We start from the raw sequence: 18,359 nt of genomic DNA on the forward strand, positions 1-18,359 counted from the left end.
CGACAGTAACTTCCTGATCGTTCAACGTTCATGTTTCGCCTCGATCCTCCACAGGCGGCGCCGTCGCGTCGCGGAAGGCAGTCGCAGAAGGCAGCGGCATCCAGGAGGCGTTTCATGGGACACGGGCACGCGCACGGCCACGGGCATCACCACCACGGGCACGACCACGAGCACGAGCACGGGGCGGCGGCTGCCCTCCCCGCCGCCTTCGACACCTCCGTGCCCGACGAGGCGCTGACCCCCGAGCAGCAGTCCCGACGTGGCCTCCTTCGCCGCGCCGGTCTCCTCGGCGCGGGCCTGACCGCCGCGAGCGTCCTCGGCCAGGCGGCGGCCGCCCCCGCCTACGCCACCACGAACAGCCGTAAGCGCGGCGGGTTCCTGTGGCTGGCCGGTGACCACCACATCCACACCCAGTACAGCAACGACGGCAAGTACCGCGTCGTCGACCAGGTCCGCCAGGGCGCAAGGCACGGCATGGACTGGATGGTCATCACCGACCACGGCAACGAGACCCACGCCAAGATCGGCGTCGAGAAGGTCAACCCGGACATCAAGCAGGCCCGGGCCGCGTACGAGGACACCCTCGTCTTCCAGGGCCTGGAGTGGAACATCCCGGCCGCCGAGCACGGCACCGTCTTCGTGCACCCCGGCAGGAACGAGGTCTCCGTCCTCAAGCAGTTCGAGACCGACTACGACGGCGGTGTGAAGAAGGCGACCGACTCGACGCCCGCCAACGAGGCCCTCGCCATCGCGGGCCTCAACTTCCTTGCGGAGCAGGTCCGGCGACGCAAGGTCAAGGACATCCTGATGCTCGCCAACCACCCCGCGCGCAAGGGCATCGACTCACCGCACGAGATCCGCGCCTGGCGCGACGCCACGTCCGCGCCCCACCGGATCGCCGTCGGCATGGAGGGCGCGCCCGGCCACCAGGCCGCCGGCATCGAGAAGTCCGTCGGCATGGGCCGCTCCCGCGGTCTCTACGACGGCAGCCCGGGAGCCAACTCCTTCGCCGGTTACCCCCTGGAGAGCTACCGCACCTGGGGCGGCTTCGACTGGATGACCGCCACCGTCGGCGGCCTGTGGGACAGCCTCCTCGCCGAGGGCAAGCCCTGGTGGATCACCGCCAACTCCGACTCCCACAACGTCTACACGGACACAGTCAAGCGCGGCGGCCCCGACAGCGACTACACCGCCAACGGCAAGCACACCGATCCCGTCTACAGCGGCAGGATCGACCTCACCGAGGGCGACTACTGGCCCGGCCAGTACAGCCGCACCCACGTCGGCGCCGACGGCTTCACCTACGCCGCCGTCATGGAGGGCATCCGCGCCGGCCGCGTCTGGGTCGACCACGGCCAGCTCATCAGTGGCCTAGACGTCCGCGTCCTGGGCGGCAGCCGCTGGGCCACCCTCGGCGGCGCCCTGCACGTCAAGAAGGGCACCAAGGTCACGCTGAGCGTCGACGTGGCGCTCGCCGGCGGCCCCAACTGGGCCGGTTTCGTCCCCGAACTGGCTCGCGTCGACGTCATCCAGGGCGATGTGACGGGCGAGGCCGCCGACAAGGACACCTTCACCGCGTCGACCGCGAAGGTCGTGAAGTCGTACGAGGTGAACAAGTCCACCGGCAGGGTCCGGCTCACCTACGAACTCGGCCGGGTCGACCGCCCGCTCTACGTCCGCCTGCGCGGCAGCGACGGCAACCGCTCCGCCGTGGGCGCGATGGGAGCGGCCGTCGACCCCGCGGGCCCCGCCATCGACGTCGTCGGCGACGCAGACCCGTGGCGCGACCTGTGGTTCTACTCCAACCCGGTGTGGGTCCTGCCCTCGTGAACGCGATCGAGACGAGGGACGCCCTCACCGTGGACACCGGAGTCAGGGACCTGCGCGCGGCCGACCACCTGCTCCACACGCTGGCCGCGGAACTCGCCCTCCCCGAGGACGTGTTCGGCTGCACGCACCTGGTGCGCGGGGATCGGCCCCGCGTCGCCCTGTCCCTCGCACTCCCGTCGGAGCCGCTCCTGCGCACCGCCCGGGAGCGGCTCACGGCCCGGGGGTACGAGGTGACACCCGGCATCCCCGACCCGATGGGCCGCGCGGTGCTCTACCCGGGCGTCTCCTCCCTCACCGGCACGCTGACGATCGCGGAGTTGCTCTCCCGCTCCGCGATCGCCCGCGTGACCGTCCTGGGCTCGCCCGGCCAACCCGCCCCGGACACCGAACTGGTGACACGGGATCACGTGCGCCCGCGCTGGCACGACGGTGAACTCGTCCTCACCGCGATGCCCGCCGTCGGCGGCACCGTCGTCCCGTTCGAGGTACCGGACCCGACACCGTGCTGCGCGGACCACTGAGACCCCGTCTCCGGGCGGGGAATGCGCATAAAGGGGTGCCCGAAGGTCGACGGGAGAACTGTGCAACCATTCTCTCCCTTGTGATCCATGTAAGGACAGGGGTGCTTTTGTGCCTGCCTCCATGGCTTTCATTCCGGTTCAGGTGTTTTTCGGAGTGTTTGAATTGATGACCTTTGACAAGAGCAGGCGTGTGCGCCGGAGTGCGGGCGCACGAAGATCCGGTGCGATGACGCTGCGCAAGGCCGCGGCGATCGCCGTGACCGCGGGTACCGTGCTGCTGGCCACGCCCATGGCCTCGCCCGCCCAGGCGGTGACCGCGCCCACGGTCAGCGCCAAGGGCGCCTACCTGCTGGACAACGCGACCGGCACCAAGCTGTTCAGCAAGTACGCCGACACGCAGCGGCCGATGGCCAGCACCACCAAGATCATGACCGCGCGGGTGGTCCTCAGCCAGACCGGTCTCGACCTCGACCGCAAGGTCACCATCAGGCAGGCGTACCGCGACTACGTGACGGCCAAGGGCGCGAGCACCGCCGACCTGAGGACGGGCGACCTTGTGACGGTCAGGCAACTGCTGTACGCGATGATGCTGCCCTCGGGCTGCGACGCCGCGTACGCCCTCGCCGACACCTTCGGCACCGGTGACACCCGTTCCGCGCGGGTGAAGTCGTTCATCGGCAAGATGAACAAGAAGGCCGCCGACCTCGGTCTGACCAACACGCACTTCGACTCGTTCGACGGCATCTCGACGACCGGCGAGAACTACACCACCCCGCGGGACCTGGCGAAGCTGGCCCGGAGTGCGATGAAGTACTCGACCTTCCGCGCCGTCGTCAAATCGACGAAGACCGTGCGCTACGTGACCACGAGCACCGGCGGCACCCGTACCTACACCTGGTACAACACCAACCAGCTGCTCGGCTCCTACAGCGGCGCCAACGGCATCAAGACGGGCACCAGCACCCCCGCGGGACCGTGTCTGGTCTTCTCCGCCACCCGCGGCGACAAGACCGTCATCGGTGTCGTGCTCAACGCCACCAGCCGCTACAGCGACGCCGCGAAGATGCTGGACTACGGCTTCGGCACCAGCACCGCGTCGACCATGCAGCTGCGTCAGTTGCCCGCGGGCGCACAGCGGGACTGACCGGCGGGAGCGACCGGAGCGACCGACCGGGGGCCCGGGAACGGCATGCCGTTCCCGGGCCCCCGTCGTCCGGCCATCCGGGCTCTGCCGTCAAACGGCTCGCCCGGGAAGCCCCGGAATCAGTCGCGGGTCTCCGAGAACACGAACGAGAACTCCGTCGGCTCCGCCCGCAGGTGGTACGGGGGCAGGGCACCCGGACCGCAGGACTGGGAGCCGATGCCCATCTGACCGTGGTCGAGGTTGACCCACACCGTGTCACCGGCCCGCAGGTCGGTGAGGTGCTCGGCGGCGTCGAGCTGTTCGCTCGTCCAGCGCCGCGCGGTGAACCAGAACTCCGGGTCGCCGTCGATCCGCAGACCGCCCAGCTCCGCCCAGCGGACGTCGGGGCGGGCCCCGTTCTCCTGGGGACGGACGTACGGGGTCTGGAGCTCGTCGACCGTGGAGTGCCAGCGGTACAGCATGGACGCGGACTTGGTGTCGGGGTAGCCCTCGCCGGGGCCGCCGCCGTACCACCGCACGGCGTCCGCCGAGGACAGCCCGAAGCGGATGCCGAGGCGGGGGAGCGGGACCGTCCAGTCGCCCTCCGGGTCCACCGACACGGTCAGCTTCAGCCGCGTCCCGTCCGACGTCCACCGGTACGTCGTGCGCAGCCCGATCTCCCACGCCGCCGGCGCCACCCGGGTCCGTACGGTCAGCGCGTCCTCGCCGACCTCGACGGCGTCCAGGCGGTGGCGCATGCGGTGGAGGCCGAACTTGCGCCAGAGCAGGCCGTACTGCGGGTCCGGCTGCCAGTCCGCCCCGGCGTCGTTGTCGGTCGGCGCCCGCCAGACGTCCAGGCGCAGCCCGGTCACGTCGACGCCGCCGATGGTCTTCAGCGCGCCGGTGCGGACGTCGAAGGAGGCCGGGCCGAGGTGGATCAGCTTCTCGCTCGCCGTGGGGCGGTCGGCCGGCACCACGACCGGCGACGGCCGCTCCACGACCGGCAGCTGGGCCCACGCCACCTGGTGGTCCTTGCGGCCCCACGCGGTGTCCTCGGCCAGCAGCGCCCGTACGGTCCACAGCGCCTCGCCCGCCGACCCGCCGGACGGCGGCTGTGGCAGCTTCACCTCGGCCGACTCGCCGGGCTTCAGGGAGGGCACCGCCAGCGCGCCCGCCTCCAGCGTCTTCCCGTCGACCTGGTAGGACCACTCGAAGGCCAGCTCCGACAGGTCCGCGAAGTCGTACGCGTTGCGCACCCGGACCGTGCCGGCGGTGCCGTCGCCGTCGATGCGGACCGGCTCGATCACCTTCTTGAACTCGACCAGGCCCGGGGAGGGCGTCCGGTCCGGGAAGACCAGGCCGTCGCAGACGAAGTTGCCGTCGTGCAGCTCCTCGCCGAAGTCGCCGCCGTAGGCGTAGCCCAGCTCGGGGTGGGTGATGCCGTGGTCGATCCACTCCCAGATGAAGCCGCCCTGGAGGCGCTCGTGCGCCTCGAAGATCCGCTGGTAGTCGGCGAGGCCGCCGGGGCCGTTGCCCATGGCGTGGCCGTACTCGCACTGGATGAAGGGCAGACCGCGACGCTTGTGGGTGCCGCCGTCCAGGCCCCGGCCGATGCGCTCGACCTCGGCGTGGTCGGCGTACATCCGGGAGTAGACATCGGTGTCACGGCAGTCCCAGTCGCCCTCGTAATGCACGAGTCGGGAGCCGTCGCGGCCGTGGATCCACTCGGCCATGGCGGTGAGACCGCGACCGGTGCCGCACTCGTTGCCGAGCGACCACATCACGACCGACGGGTGGTTCTTGTCACGCTCGACCATCCGGGCCGCCCGGTCCAGCAGGGCGGGGGTCCAGCGGTCGTCGTCGACGGGGTTGTCCCGCCAGTTCTGCTCGGTGAAGCCGTGCGTCTCCAGATCGCACTCGTCGATCACCCACAGTCCGTACTCGTCGCAGAGGTCGAGGAAGGCGGGGTGCGGCGGGTAGTGCGAGGTGCGCACGGCGTTGATGTTGTGCCGCTTCATCAGCAGCACGTCCGCGCGCATCGTGTCCAGGTCGAGCGCGCGGCCCCTCTCCGGGTGCCACTCGTGGCGGTTGACGCCCTTGAAGAGGATCGCGCGGCCGTTGACCTTGATCAGGCCGTCCTCCAGCACGACCGTGCGGAAGCCGATCCGCAGCGGGACGCGCTCGCCCTCCGTCACCAGCTCGCCGTCGTACAGGCGGGGGGTCTCCGCGGTCCACGGCTCGACCGGGACGGTCACCGGCTCGCCCGTCGCGACATCGATGTCCAGGGCGGGCACGAGGACCCGGCCGTCGACGTCGGAGTCGACGCGCAGCGTCCCGGTGCCGCCCACGTGGTCGTAGGAGGCGTGCACGAAGAAGTCGAGGACGGAGCCCGCCGGGCGGTGCAGCAGGGTGACGTCGCGGAAGATACCGGGCAGCCACCACTGGTCCTGGTCCTCCAGGTACGAGCCCGCCGACCACTGGTGGACCCGCACCGCCAGCACGTTGCCCGTGGGCTTCAGCAGATGCCCGACCGCGAACTCGTGGGCGAGCCGCGAGCCCTTGAACTCGCCGATGTCCCTGCCGTTCAGCCAGACCCGGGCGCAGGACTCCACACCGTCGAAGCGGAGCACGGCACCGCCGTCCGCGGGCCACCCGTCGGGCAGGTCGAAGTACCGCAGATGGTCGCCGGTCGGGTTCTCCGTCGGCACCCGGGGCGGGTCCACCGGGAAGGGGTACAGGTGGTTGGTGTAGATCGGCGCCCCGAAGGCGCCGTCGCCCTGCAGTACCCAGTGCCCCGGCACGGACACCCGGGCCCAGCCCCCGGCGTCGTACCCCTCCGCGGCGAACGAGTCGTCCTCGGCGTCGGCGGTCGGCGACAGCCGGAAACGCCAGTCACCGTTGAGGGACAGGGACCGGGCGTCGGAGGACGCGTACCAGGCGCGGGGCGGCAGGGCCCCGCTGCCCGGCGACACGTCCTCGACGTAGTCGACGGATGTGGTGGTACCGGTGGTGCGGAAAGACATCGGTCTCCTTGCTGGTTCCTAGCCCTTGATGCCAGTCTGCGCGATGCCCTGCACCAGCCAGCGCTGGAGGAAGAGGAACACGAACACCAGGGGCAGGATGGAAATGGCCGTCGCCATGAAGATCAGATGGAAGTTGACGGTCTGGCCGGTCGTGTAGTTCGAGAGCGCGACCTGGACGGTCCACGCGCTCGGGTCCTGGCCGATGACCAGGGGCCACAGGAAGGAGTTCCACCCGCTGATGAACGTGATCGTCGCCATCGCGGCGAAGAAGTTCAGCGAGTTGGGAACGACGACCCGCCAGTACGCGCCCAGGTAACCGAGCCCGTCCATCCGCGCCGCCTCCTCCAGCTCCTTGGGGAACCCCAGGAAGTACTGCCGGAACAGGAAGCACGTGAAACCACTGAAGAGCCCCGGAATGATGAGACCCCGGTAGGTGTCGATCCAGCCTAGGGAGGACACCAGCACGAAGCTGGGCACGAACGTCACGGCCGTCGGGACCATCAGGGTGCCGAGGACGACGTAGAAGACCTTGTTGGCGTGCTTGTACGGGATGCGCGCCAGACCGTAGCCGGCCAGTGAGCAGACCAGCAGGGTGCCGAGGGTGTGCAGGACGCCCACGACCGCCGAGTTCCACAGCGAGCGCGCGAAGTCGACCGACGGGTCGTCGAACGGCTCGTTGACGTTCCCCCACTGGATGTCGGTGGGGAACCACTTCCACTCCTCGCCCGTGATCTCCGGATCCGTCATCAGCGCGTTGCGGACGATCAGATAGAAGGGGATGAGGAAGAGGACGGCGGCGATGCCCGTGGCGAGGTAGAGACCGGTCGAGCCGATCACATTGCCGCTGCGGACCTTGCGCGGCCTGGCCGGTGCCTCGACCACCCGCTCCGCCGGAGGTGTCGTCGTGGTGGTCACTTGGACTCCTCACCCCTTCCGAATCCCATGATCTTGCCCTGGAGCAGGGTGACGAGGCAGATCAGCACGGTGAGGATCAGAGCCCCCGCGCTGCCCGCGCCGTAGTCCTGGTTGTCGCCGAGGGCCTTGTAGTACAGCTCCATCAGCGGCGGTCTGCCCCAGGTGGTCTTCGCCAGCAGGTTGAAGAACTCGTCGAACGCCTGGTAGGCGGCCACGAGGAGCAGCAGGATCACGGCGGTGGAGGTCGCCCGCAGCTGGGGCAGAGTGATGTGCCAGAACGTCTGCCAGCCGGGCTTCGCGCCGTCGATCGCGGCGGCCTCGTACATCTCCTGCGGGATGTTCTGCAGGGCCGCGATGAAGAGGATCATGTAGAAGCCGGCCTGGAGCCAGAGGCGTACGGTCACGATGACCAGCCAGTACCACGGCGGGTCGGGGCTGGCGAGCCACGCGGTGTTGTCGATGCCGAACATGCCCAGGAAGGTGTTCATCAGGCCGAAGCGGACACCGTTGAAGATGGACATCTTCCAGATCAGCGAGGCGGCCACGTAGCTGACCGCCGTCGGCAGGAAGAACACCGAGCGGAAGAACGCCCGCATGAACCGCAGCCGGTTCACCAGCAGCGCGAGCCCGAGCGAGGTCGCCCAGGTCAGCGGCACGATGATCGCGGCGAAGACGGTGAAGGTGCCGAGCGACCCCACGAAGTCCTCGTCGGTGAGCATCACGACGTAGTTCTCGAGGCCGACGAACTTGTCGGGGGTGACGGTGAAGCGGGCCTCGAAGAACGAGAGCCACAGGCTCCACAGGATCGGCGCGTAGACGAAGACCGCCAGGCCGATCAGGAACGGCCCGGTGAAGAGCCAGAAGTTGAGCGTGGGGGAGCCCCGCAGCCCCCGCCGCGGCTTGGCCGGAGCGGCCTTCGCCGGGGCGGGGCTGGAGACGCCGTCCTTGGTGATGGTCGACATGTCGTGGGTACCTGTCCCCAGGCCTATCCGAACAGCTTCTTCAGCTCACGGTTGACCTTGGCGTCGGCCTTGGTGAGCTCCTTGTCCGGGTCGCCGCCCTTGCGCACGCAGTTGGCCATGACGTCCTCCATGGCGGTCCGGCTCGCCTGGGTCCAGCCGATGTTGTCGAAGTTGCCGTACTCGTTGAAGAGCTTGACGCCCTCAGCGGGCAGACCCGACTTCAGCTTGTCGGCGGACTCGGCGATCGACTTGCGCGGCGGGATGTGGAAGCCGTAGGAGAGCGCCCAGTCCTCCTGGTACTCCTTCTGGTCGATCCACAGCCACTTCACGTATTCCTTGGTCTCGTCGACGTTCTTGCCCTTGGCGTTGACGAACATCGACCAGCCGCCGTTGTAGACCGAGAGCTTGCCCGCGTCGCCGACCTTCGGGAACGGGAAGATGCCGAGGTCGTCGCCGAGCGCCTCCTGCATCTGCGGCATCGCCCACATACCGCACCACTGCATCGCGGTCAGGCCCTGGTTGAGCGCGGACGGGTCCCAGAAGTCGGTGGGGGCGTCGAGCAGCAGGTCACCGCTGGTGAAGAGCTTGCGCAGCTGCTTGAAGCCGTCGACGACCGCGTCCGTGTGGTAGGCGATCTGGTTCTTGTCGTCGAGGTGCTGGGCACCGGCCGACCAGATCAGCGGGTCGATGATGGAGTGCAGGGTGTTGCCGAGGTAGGCGCCCTTGACCTTGCTCGTGGTCAGCTTGGCGGCGGCCGCGATCAGCTCGTCGAGCGTCTGGGGGACCTCGACACCGGCCTTCTCGAACATCGACTTGCGGTAGAAGAAGAACTGCGGGTCGTCGATCATCCGGATGCCGTATATCTTCCCGTCGACCGTGTGCGACTGGATGTCGGCCGGGTTGAAGTCGTCCTTCACCGGGTTGATGAGGTCGCTCAGGTCCGCCACCTGACCGCTCTCGATCAGCTGCAGCTGCGGGTGGAACTCGAAGCAGTCGGGGGCCTTGTCGGTGAGCAGGGACGCGAACAGCTTGCTCTCGAAGTTGGAGCCGGTGATCCACTGCGTGGTGACGTTGCCGCCCTTGTAGGCCTTCGCGTACCGCTTGATGGCCTGCTCGGTGCCGGCCTCGCCGTACGCGTGGAAGTACTGCGTCAGGGCCTTGCCGGACCCGGAACCGCCGCCTCGGCCGTTGTTGCTGCCGCACGCGGCGAGACCGCCCGCGGCGGCCAGACCCAGCGCGGCCCGCAGTGCGGTGCGGCGGTCGAAGTTCCTGTTGCTCATTGCCGACATGCTGACGTCCTTGTCTCGAGTACGGCTCCCGGCGCTGTGCCGGTGCATGGCTCTGCGGCTCAGTGCCCGTGGCTCAAAGAGGCTTGCGGAGCGGGACGTTAACCTTCGGCTAAGGCTTCGGCAAGGGGTTGAACGAAGTCTGTTCGAAGCGTTGTATTCGGTTCGGGGGCCCGAACGTGGGTGTTCCGGGGTGGAGTTGAGACGGGTACGAGGGCCGCCGGGTCAGGGTCCGACGGCCCTCTGCTCAGTGGGATGTCACCGCCGTGGCCAGGCCCGATGCCGGGCCGGCGCGGTGGGCACCCCGCGCCTTCACGACGCCGACGCGGTACGGCTCCTCGCGGGGGCGCCGCGCCTGGTGGGCCGCTGGCTGAAGGACGACAGCGCCCCTTCGAGGGCGAAGGTCGCGGCGCCCAGGCACACCGGGTCGGTCGGGATGGGGGACAGGACGATCTCGGCGGCGTCCAGCGGACGGCGCAACGAGTGCCGGGCAACGGCCTCCCGCACCTCGGCCAGGAGCGGTTCGCCGAGGGTGGCCGCCACCCAGCTGCTGAGCACGACCACTTCCGGGTTGAGCAGGTTGACCAGGTCGGCGATGCCGGCACCGAGGTAACGGGCGGTGTCCCGGACGACCTTGAGCGCGACGGGGTCCCCGTCGGCGACACCCCGGGCGAGGGCGTCGATGGTCGCGGTCTGGTCCTCGGGGTGCAGCAGGGTGCTCTGCGGGCTCAGCTCCCGCAGATGCAGCATGATGCCGGGCGCCCCGACATAGGTCTCGACGCAGCCGTGGTTGCCGCAGTGGCACAGCCGTCCGTCGAGCACCAGCGTCGTGTGCCCCCACTCCCCGGCGCTGTTGCTGACGCCCCGGTGCAGTCCGCCGCCCAGCACCAGCCCGGCGCCGACGCCCGTACCGAGGTTCACCACGACGGCGTCCCCGCGGCCCCGGGCCGCACCGAACCACAGCTCGGCGACCGCGCAGGCCCGCAGCGGATTGTCCAGGTGGAGCGGGTAGGCGATGTGCTCCGCGAGCAGGTCGAGCAGCGGGACGTCGTGCCAGTCCCAGTTCGGGGCGTACTCCGACACCCCGCCCTCCCGGTCCACCTGCCCCGGCACGCTCACCCCGACGCCGAGCACGCGCGCGCCCTCGACCCCGGCCTGCGTGACCACCGAGCCGACGGCCGCCGCGACATGGCCGACGACCTGCTCCGGCCGGCTCTCCCCGGGCCGCATGTCCTCGTCCGCGCGGGCCAGCACGTTCAGCGCCAGGTCGAACAGCTCGACCCGGACGTAGGTCTCCGCGATGTCGACGCCGATCAGCGCGCCGCCCGCGGTGTTGACGGCGACGAGCCCCCGGGGGCGCCCGCCCGCCGAGTCCTCGAAGCCCACCTCCGTGATCAGCCGCAGATCGAGCAGCTCCCCGACCAGCGTCGCGACCGTGGCGAGGCTCAGCCCGGTGGCCGCCGCCAGCTCCTGCCGCGACGTGGGAGACTCGGCGATGATCTGGCGCAGCACCTCGTAGCGGTTCGCGGTGCGAATGTCGCGAGACGTGCGCTTCACCGACGACATGTTCTCCTCGATCCCTCCAGGCCATGGCGGGGCCCGTGGCCCCGGCGCGGCGCAAGGCTATGACTAGGAGAGACTTTCGACAAGGGGTTAGGAAAGGGGGTTTACAAAGTCTGCCGTAGGGCGGACGGCCATGGCCGGAGAGCGACGCGACGCCTCAGGCCCAGGTGGGAGACCCGCCCGCCGGTCCCGCTGGGTCGCCGAGCACCTCCCGGACGAAGGCGTTGCGGAACGTGCCCGCCGGGTCCAGCGCGTCGGCCAGCACCCCGAATTCACCCAGCCGGGGGTACAGCGCCCGCAGCGCGGCCGCCGGAACCGTGAACACCTTGCCCCAGTGCGGCCGGGCCCCGAACGGCGCCAGCGCCTCCTCGACCCGCCCCACCACCGGCAGTACGGCCGCCGCGTCCGCGATCCAGGTGAAGTGCAGCGCGACCGTGTCCCGGCCGTGGGAGGGGCTGAGCCACTGCTCGTCGGCTGCCACCGTACGGACCTCGCACACCTGAAGCACCGGTGCCACCGCCTCCCGCAGCCCGTCCAGCGCGCGCAGCGCCTCCCCGGCGTCCGCGCGTGGCAGCAGATACTCCGACTGCAGCTCCTCCCCGCTGCTCGGCGTGAACTCCGCCCGGAAATGCGGCAGCCGCTCGTGCCACGGCCCCGGCACCCCCAGCTGCTCGGTGCAGTTCACCGCAGGCATCCCCGGCACCGGGTGCGTCGGCCCGGCCGCCGGCGCCGCCCACGGGAACTCCCGGTACGGCTGATCGGTGCGCCGCTTGACCCAGACCTGGTCGAAGCCGGAGTGCCGCCAGCGGGTGAACAGGCTCACGCTGTACGCCGCCGCGGAGACGGCCGCGAGGTCCAGCCCGGCCAGGGGAAGCGGGCCGTACACGGTCTGGCTCACCTCGAAGGCCGGCTCCAGATCGAAGGTGAGCGCCGCGACCACACCCAGTGCGCCGAGCGACGTCACCGCCCCGCCGAAACGCTCGTCGCCACGCCCCAGGGTCAGCGTCGAGCCGTCCGCGACGACCAGATCGACCTCGCGGACGGCCGCCGCGAGCGGTCCGTTGCCGTTCCCCGAGCCGTGGGTGCCGGTGGCCACCGACCCGGCCACGGAGATGTGCGGCAGGGAGGCCATGTTGTGCAGGGCGAGCCCGTGGGCGTGCACCGCGCGGGCCAGCTCCGCGTACCGGACTCCGCCACCGACCCGGACCGTACGGGCCGCCGAGTCCACCTCGATCACCGGCGGCAGCGCGGACAGCGACAGCAGCACACCGTCCGGGCCGGGCTCGGCGATCTCGTTGAAGGAGTGTCCGCTGCCCAGCACCCGCACCCGTTCGCTGCCCGCGACCAGGGCCCGCAGCGCCTCGACCGAGTGCGGCCGGTGCAGTTCCCTCGCGCTGTACGTGATGTTCCGCGCCCAGTTGGTCAGGGTCTCGGTCGTCATGCCTGCCGTCCCTCCACGCTCCACGAGCCGTAGCCGTCCGGGCTCATCCTCCCTGCTCCCAGCGCTCCATTGACCCCCTCTCACCCGCCCGCCTACGGTGAGCGAACGGTTACTGTCGCCAAGATCGCCGACGGAAGGCCACTTCCTTGCCCGAGCGTCCACGCGCCCTGTTCGCCATGACCGCCGAGAACGTTCCGCGGATCTTCCCGCCCACGGTGCTGTCCCGGCTGCGGGAGGCGGTGGACATCGACCCCACGCTGGTCGTCGAGCGCGCCGAGGACTTCACCGACCCCCGCGTCCGGCCGGTGCTCGCCGGGGCCGAGGTGCTGATCACCGGCTGGGGTTGCCCCCGGATCGACGCGACGGTCCTCGCCGCGGCGCCCGCGCTGCACGCGATCCTGCACTCGGCGGGCTCGGTGAAGGGCTTCGTCACCCCGGCCGTCTGGGAACGGGACATCACCGTCTCCACGGCCGCCGACGCCAACGCCCTGCCCGTCGCCGAGTACACGCTCGCGATGATCCTGCTCGCGGGCAAGGACCTCCTCGGGCACCGCGACCGCCTCAGGGCCGAACGGAACCACCCCGGCTGGGGCTTCGTCCCCGGCATCGGCAACTACGGCCGCCGTGTCGGCGTCATCGGCGCCTCCCGCATCGGCCGCCGTGTCATCGAGCTGCTGCGCCCCTTCGACCTGCGGGTGAGCCTCACCGACCCGTACGTCGACGAGGCGGGAGCCGCCGCCCTGGGTGTCCCCCTGCTGCCGCTCGACGAACTCCTCGGCACCTGCGACATCGTGACCGTCCACGCCCCCGACACCCCCGAGACCCACCGTCTGCTCGGCCGCCGCGAGCTCGCCCTCATGCCCGACGGGGCCGTCCTGATCAACACCGCCCGCGGCGCCCTCGTCGACCACGACGCCCTGACCGGCGAACTGCGCACCGGCCGCCTCCGCGCGATCCTCGACGTGACCGACCCCGAGCCGCTCCCCGCCGACTCCCCGCTCCTCGACCTCCCCAACGCCTTCGTCACCCCCCACCTCGCCGGCTCCCAGGGCAACGAGCTCGCCCGCCTCGGCCTGGCGGTCACGGAGGAGGCCGAACGCGTGGCCGCCGGCACCCGCCCGGCCCACGCCCTCGACCGCGCCGTACTGGAACGCACGGCATGACGCGGAGGGGATGAACGCGATTCCGGTTGCACTGTTTTCGGACGTCGGCACGACGACGGCCGCCCCTGGTGGTCAGAGGCGGCCGAGGCGAGGACGGCACGTCATGCGAGCGGGTTGTTCCCCGAGTTGGGGCCCGTGTAGCACTGGTCCACGCCCGTGCGCTCGTTGCACAGGACGAGGGCCACGTTCCTGATGTTGAAGTTGTCCGAGAGCGACAGGTCCGGGTGGACCGTCCCGTTCCCGGCGCACCCGTTGTAGTCGTAACGGCCGGTGCTGGTCGTCCAGGTCGCCCCGTTGGTGCGCGTCACACGGAACTTGACGTACACGGGGTTGCTGTTGCACTCGTCGTCGCTGACGTGCAGATCGATGTTGGTCAGCCTGCCGGGGCCCGACCAGGTCCAGGTGGCGCTCGCGAAGCCGAAGCTGCCGGCCTGTGCGGCACTGATGCTCGCACTGCCCGTCGCGGCGTGAGCGGCCGGAGCCATGACGACGAGCCCCGCGGTCAACGCCGCGGCCATGGTGCCGGTGCCCAGCAGATTCCTACGTCCTTTGCGCATGTGCATCTCTCCCTCGGAAGCCGCAGGTGGAACGCCCCCAAGGTGGCAGCGGAGGAAGACGGGGCCCAGGCAAGGAACACGCAACTGACCGGCAACTGACGTGAACCCTTCTCACGGGCTGGGCCCGCGCGGGTGAACAGTGGGGCCGTCCACGCGCTGTGACCGGGGGGTGCCGATGTTCGGCGAGTTGCTGCGCGGCCACCGGCGCCGACTGGGTCTCACCCAGGAGGAACTGGCCGACAGGGCGGGCGTGAGCGTACGGACGATCAGCCACGTCGAGACCGGACGCATCGACCGGCCGCGCCCCGGCACGGTCCGGCAGCTTGCCGACGCCCTCGCGCTCACCGGAGGCCCCCGCGAGGAGTTCCAGGGCGCGGCGACCGGACTGACCTCCACCGACACGGCGCCTTCCGCTCCGCCGCCGACGACCGGAGGGCGCCCGGCCGAGCGACCCGTGCCGACTCAGCTTCCTCCCGCCCTGCCCGTATTCGCCGGACGGACCGAGCAGCTGCACCGCCTCGACGCGCTGCTCGACACCTCGCCGGCGGCCGAAGGGGACCGGCGGCCCGCCCGTGCGGTGGTGATCTCCGCCATCGCCGGCACGGCGGGGGTGGGCAAGACGGCGCTGGCGGTGCACTGGGCCTGGAGCGTGGCCGACCGGTTCCCCGACGGACAGTTGTACGTGAACCTCCGTGGCTTCCACCCGACCGCCTCGGCCATGGCTCCCACGGAGGCGATCCGCGGGTTCCTGAAGGCGTTCGCGGTACCGGCCGACGGCGTCGACAGGGAGCCCGACGCCCAGATCGGCCTCTACCGGAGCCTGTTGGCCGGCAAACGGGTGCTCGTGGTGCTGGACAACGCCCGTGACGCCGAGCAGGTCAGACCACTGCTCCCGGGTACACCGGGCTGTCTGGCGCTGGTCACCAGCCGCAACCGGCTCACCGGACTGGTCGCGGCCGACGGCGCCCACCCCCTGCTGCTCGACCTGCTCACCGAGGAGGAGGCCGGTCAGCTGCTGGTCCGGCGGCTCGGCCAGGACCGGGTGACGGACGCCCCGGACGCCACGCGGGAGATCATCACACGCTGCGCCCGCCTGCCGCTCGCCCTGTCGATCGTGGCCGCCCGCGCCGCCACGGCACCCGGCCTCCCGCTCGCTTCGTTCGCCCGCGAACTGCGCGAGGCCGGTTCAGGGCCCCGCGGCGAATGCCTCGACGCCTTCGCCGAGGACGACCCCGCCACCGACGTACGCACCGTGTTCTCGTGGTCCTACCGGCGGATCACTCCACAGGCCGCCCGGCTGTTCCGGCTGCTGGGCCTGCACACCGGGCCCGACACGACCGCCTCGGCCGCCGCGGCGCTGGCGGGCGTCCCACGGGACGAGGCCCGGACGCTCCTGGCGGAGCTGACCCGCGCCCATCTGCTGGACCAGCACCGGCCGGGGCGCTACGCGTCGCACGACCTGCTGCGCGCGTACGCGGCCGAGCTGACCAGGGAAATCGACCCGCGGGCCGACCGGCGCGCGGCGCTGCGCAGACTTCTCGACCACCACCTCCACAGCGCGGCCTCCGCCTCCGACGTGCTGAGCTGGTACCGGGACCCCGTGGCCCTGGCCGTCCCCGACGCCGCCGCCCGTCCCGAGGCGCACACCGACCCCGGCGCGGCGCTGACCTGGTTCACCGCCGAGCTGGCGAACCTCACCGCCGCCGTCCGCGACGCTGCCCGGCACGGGTTCGAGACGCACGCCTGGCAACTGGCCTGGGCCATGGTGAGCTTCTTCGACCTCGCCGGTCACTGGCAGGAATGGGTCGACACCCACCAGGTGGCCCTCCGGGCCGCCCGCCGGAGCGGAGACGCCGTCGGCCAGGCCCGTACGTACCGCAACCTCGCCCGCGTCCGCGCCCGGCAGGGCCACTTCGACGACGCTCTCAGCCATCTGGGCCGGTCCCTGTCCATGTTCCGGGAGCTCGGCGACCCGATCGGCCAGGCGCAGACCCTGCGCAACCTGGGCGTGGTGCTCGGCCGGCAGGGCCGGCACCAGGAGTCACTGGACCACGCCCGCGAGGCACTGGAGTTGCTTCGGCTCGCCGGACACGAGGTGGGACAGGGCCGGGTCCTGAACCAGATCGGCTGGCAGCTCACCCTGCTCGGCGACCACCGCGGGGCGGTCGAGCACTGCCGGGAAGCGCTGGGGATCCTCCGGCGGCTGGGGGACCGCGACGGTGAGGGCGCCGTCTGGGACAGCCTCGGGCACGCCCACCAGCATCTCGGCGACCACCGTGAGGCGATCACCTGCTTCCGGGCCGCCCTGCGACTGAGGCACGAGCGCGGCGACCTCGCCGAAGTGGCGGAGACCCTGAGCCACATCGCCGAGGCCCACTGGTCCGCGGGCGACCACCGCACGGCCGCCCTCCTGTGGCAGCGGGCCCTGACCATCCTCGACCGGCTCGACCACGTCGACGCCCACCGGATCCGGGCCCGGCTGCGTGAGGTCGCCGCCCGTCCCGTGGAGCACCGGGCCGACCCGACGACCGCCGGACGACCCGCTCGGGGCCCCCGCTCCCACCTCCGCCGGGCCGGAGGCATACCGTGAGGAGTCGAACGAGAGGAGAAACGGCATGGGCAGCCGCACCGCGCTGGTGGAGGACCTGATGGAGAGGTTCCCGCACGTGCCACGGGAAGCCGTCTTCAAGGAGGACCTGCTCAGGGGCGGCGTGGCCTTCGACGCCTCCGCCCTCAGCGACAACGAGAACGGCGAGGTCAAGCCGAAGTCGTACTTCATCTTCTCCTTCGACCACGGCACCCTGCCCGAACTGGGCGAGGCCGCCCTGCGCCGCCCGCCCGAGGAGATCATCCTCACCGGCGGCCCCTACGACCTGCGGCGCACCGTCGTCTCCGTACGGGTCAACCCGTCGTCGCCGTACCGAGTCGCGGCCGACGACGACGGCCTCCTCGGCCTGTACCTCGACGGGCGCCGCATCGCGGACGTCGGGGTGCCGCCGATGCCCGAGTACTACCGGCACACCCTCTCCAACGGGAAGTCCGTGATGGAGGTGGCCCCCACCATCCAGTGGGGCTACCTCATCTACCTGACCGTGTTCCGCGTCTGCCAGTACTTCGGCGCCAAGGAGGAGTGCCAGTACTGCGACATCAACCACAACTGGCGCCAGCACAAGGCGGCCGGGCGACCGTACACGGGCGTGAAGGACGTCGACGAGGTCCTGGAGGCCCTGGAGATCATCGACCGGTACGACACCGCGAAGACCTCCACCGCGTACACCCTCACCGGCGGCGCGATCACCAAGACGGTCGCCGGACGGGACGAGGCGGACTTCTACGGCCACTACGCCAAGGCCATCGAGGAGCGCTTCCCGAACCGCTGGATCGGCAAGGTCGTCGCACAGGCGCTGCCGCTGGACGACGTCAAGCGCTTCCACGACTACGGCGTGAAGATCTACCACCCCAACTACGAGGTGTGGGACGAGTACCTCTTCAAGATGTACTGCCCGGGCAAGGAGCGCTACGTCGGCCGCGACGAGTGGCACAAGCGCATCCTGGACTCGGCGGAGGTCTTCGGCGCGCGCAACGTCATCCCCAACTTCGTCGCGGGGGTGGAGATGGCCGAGCCGTTCGGGTTCACCACGGTCGACGAGGCCATCGCGTCCACCACCGAGGGCCTGCGTTTCTTCATGTCGCACGGCATCACGCCCCGCTTCACCACCTGGTGCCCGGAACCGACGACCCCGCTCGGCAAGGCCAACCCGCAGGGCGCGCCGCTGGAGTACCACATCAGGCTCCTGGAGGCCTACCGCGCCACGATGGACGACTTCGGCCTGTCCTCGCCCCCCGGTTACGGCCCGCCCGGCCCCGGTCACGCGGTGTTCTCCGTCAGCTCCTTCATGGACAGCCTCCCGGCGTCGGACGAAGCCACCGAAGAGGTTACAGTCAAGTAACCCCTGTGATCGGTGAGTCGAATGG

General features: G+C 70.6%; 13 protein-coding genes. 6 read left to right on the top strand and 7 right to left on the bottom strand.

Annotated features, from left to right (window positions below):
* Nucleotides 1–114: 114 nt before the first annotated feature.
* From ACZ43N_RS02110 to ACZ43N_RS02120, 3 genes are all read left to right on the top strand, one after another.
* A complete protein-coding gene (locus ACZ43N_RS02110; RefSeq protein ID WP_468094411.1) occupies nucleotides 115–1,830 on the top strand; it encodes a PHP domain-containing protein in 1,716 nt (571 codons plus the stop codon).
* A complete protein-coding gene (locus tag ACZ43N_RS02115) occupies nucleotides 1,827–2,351 on the top strand; it encodes a hypothetical protein (RefSeq protein ID WP_468094412.1) in 525 nt (174 codons plus the stop codon). Before ACZ43N_RS02110 ends, ACZ43N_RS02115 begins: the two co-directional genes overlap by 4 nt.
* Before the next feature lie 226 nt (nucleotides 2,352–2,577).
* Complete coding sequence (locus ACZ43N_RS02120) at nucleotides 2,578–3,495, top strand: D-alanyl-D-alanine carboxypeptidase family protein (protein ID WP_468094413.1); 918 nt, start codon at nucleotides 2,578–2,580, stop codon at nucleotides 3,493–3,495.
* Nucleotides 3,496–3,614: 119 nt separating this feature from the next.
* Here the strand turns inward: ACZ43N_RS02120 and ACZ43N_RS02125 are convergent, their stop codons facing one another.
* The 6 genes from ACZ43N_RS02125 to ACZ43N_RS02150 all read right to left on the bottom strand — a co-directional run bounded on the left by ACZ43N_RS02125 (nucleotide 3,615) and on the right by ACZ43N_RS02150 (nucleotide 12,664).
* Complete coding sequence (locus tag ACZ43N_RS02125) at nucleotides 3,615–6,497, bottom strand: glycoside hydrolase family 2 TIM barrel-domain containing protein (RefSeq protein ID WP_468094414.1); 2,883 nt, start codon at nucleotides 6,495–6,497, stop codon at nucleotides 3,615–3,617.
* 18 nt (nucleotides 6,498–6,515) lie between these two features.
* Nucleotides 6,516–7,412 carry a carbohydrate ABC transporter permease gene (locus ACZ43N_RS02130; protein WP_468094415.1) on the bottom strand — a complete coding sequence of 299 codons (897 nt, stop codon included), beginning with the start codon at nucleotides 7,410–7,412 and terminating at the stop codon, nucleotides 6,516–6,518.
* Nucleotides 7,409–8,374 carry a carbohydrate ABC transporter permease gene (locus tag ACZ43N_RS02135; RefSeq protein WP_468094416.1) on the bottom strand — a complete coding sequence of 322 codons (966 nt, stop codon included), beginning with the start codon at nucleotides 8,372–8,374 and terminating at the stop codon, nucleotides 7,409–7,411. Before ACZ43N_RS02135 ends, ACZ43N_RS02130 begins: the two co-directional genes overlap by 4 nt.
* 23 nt (nucleotides 8,375–8,397) lie before the next feature.
* Nucleotides 8,398–9,663 carry an ABC transporter substrate-binding protein gene (locus ACZ43N_RS02140; RefSeq protein WP_468094417.1) on the bottom strand — a complete coding sequence of 422 codons (1,266 nt, stop codon included), beginning with the start codon at nucleotides 9,661–9,663 and terminating at the stop codon, nucleotides 8,398–8,400.
* A 309-nt stretch (nucleotides 9,664–9,972) separates the two neighbouring features.
* The gene (locus ACZ43N_RS02145) at nucleotides 9,973–11,226 is read right to left on the bottom strand and encodes an ROK family transcriptional regulator (protein WP_468094418.1); all 1,254 of its coding nucleotides are present in this window, start codon (nucleotides 11,224–11,226) and stop codon (nucleotides 9,973–9,975) included.
* Between the two features lie 154 nt (nucleotides 11,227–11,380).
* The gene (locus tag ACZ43N_RS02150) at nucleotides 11,381–12,664 is read right to left on the bottom strand and encodes an FAD-binding protein (protein WP_468094419.1); all 1,284 of its coding nucleotides are present in this window, start codon (nucleotides 12,662–12,664) and stop codon (nucleotides 11,381–11,383) included.
* Between the two features lie 146 nt (nucleotides 12,665–12,810).
* Between ACZ43N_RS02150 and ACZ43N_RS02155 the strand changes: the two genes are divergently transcribed.
* Nucleotides 12,811–13,827 carry a hydroxyacid dehydrogenase gene (locus ACZ43N_RS02155; RefSeq protein WP_468094420.1) on the top strand — a complete coding sequence of 339 codons (1,017 nt, stop codon included), beginning with the start codon at nucleotides 12,811–12,813 and terminating at the stop codon, nucleotides 13,825–13,827.
* Between the two features lie 101 nt (nucleotides 13,828–13,928).
* Here ACZ43N_RS02155 and ACZ43N_RS02160 read toward each other — a convergent pair whose 3' ends face one another.
* A complete protein-coding gene (locus tag ACZ43N_RS02160; RefSeq protein ID WP_468094421.1) occupies nucleotides 13,929–14,384 on the bottom strand; it encodes a hypothetical protein in 456 nt (151 codons plus the stop codon).
* 175 nt (nucleotides 14,385–14,559) lie between these two features.
* Here ACZ43N_RS02160 and ACZ43N_RS02165 point away from each other — a divergent pair, with 175 nt between their 5' ends.
* The gene (locus tag ACZ43N_RS02165) at nucleotides 14,560–16,974 is read left to right on the top strand and encodes an ATP-binding protein (RefSeq protein ID WP_468094422.1); all 2,415 of its coding nucleotides are present in this window, start codon (nucleotides 14,560–14,562) and stop codon (nucleotides 16,972–16,974) included.
* A 25-nt stretch (nucleotides 16,975–16,999) separates the two neighbouring features.
* Nucleotides 17,000–18,334 carry a radical SAM protein gene (locus tag ACZ43N_RS02170; protein ID WP_468094423.1) on the top strand — a complete coding sequence of 445 codons (1,335 nt, stop codon included), beginning with the start codon at nucleotides 17,000–17,002 and terminating at the stop codon, nucleotides 18,332–18,334.
* Nucleotides 18,335–18,359 lie beyond the last annotated feature (25 nt).

It is taken from the genome of Streptomyces sp. NPDC030814, assembly GCF_055572155.1.

Excerpts from the sequence above, each read along its gene's own strand:
- ACZ43N_RS02110 (WP_468094411.1), top strand. The coding sequence starts at position 115 with ATGGGACACGGGCACGCGCACGGCCACGGGCATCACCACCACGGGCAC.
- ACZ43N_RS02120 (WP_468094413.1), top strand. The coding sequence starts at position 2,578 with ATGACGCTGCGCAAGGCCGCGGCGATCGCCGTGACCGCGGGTACCGTG.
- ACZ43N_RS02125 (WP_468094414.1), bottom strand. The coding sequence starts at position 6,497 with ATGTCTTTCCGCACCACCGGTACCACCACATCCGTCGACTACGTCGAG.
- ACZ43N_RS02135 (WP_468094416.1), bottom strand. The coding sequence starts at position 8,374 with ATGTCGACCATCACCAAGGACGGCGTCTCCAGCCCCGCCCCGGCGAAG.
- ACZ43N_RS02140 (WP_468094417.1), bottom strand. The coding sequence starts at position 9,663 with ATGTCGGCAATGAGCAACAGGAACTTCGACCGCCGCACCGCACTGCGG.
- ACZ43N_RS02145 (WP_468094418.1), bottom strand. The coding sequence starts at position 11,226 with ATGTCGTCGGTGAAGCGCACGTCTCGCGACATTCGCACCGCGAACCGC.
- ACZ43N_RS02150 (WP_468094419.1), bottom strand. The coding sequence starts at position 12,664 with ATGACGACCGAGACCCTGACCAACTGGGCGCGGAACATCACGTACAGC.
- ACZ43N_RS02160 (WP_468094421.1), bottom strand. The coding sequence starts at position 14,384 with ATGCGCAAAGGACGTAGGAATCTGCTGGGCACCGGCACCATGGCCGCG.
- ACZ43N_RS02165 (WP_468094422.1), top strand. The coding sequence starts at position 14,560 with ATGTTCGGCGAGTTGCTGCGCGGCCACCGGCGCCGACTGGGTCTCACC.
- ACZ43N_RS02170 (WP_468094423.1), top strand. The coding sequence starts at position 17,000 with ATGGGCAGCCGCACCGCGCTGGTGGAGGACCTGATGGAGAGGTTCCCG.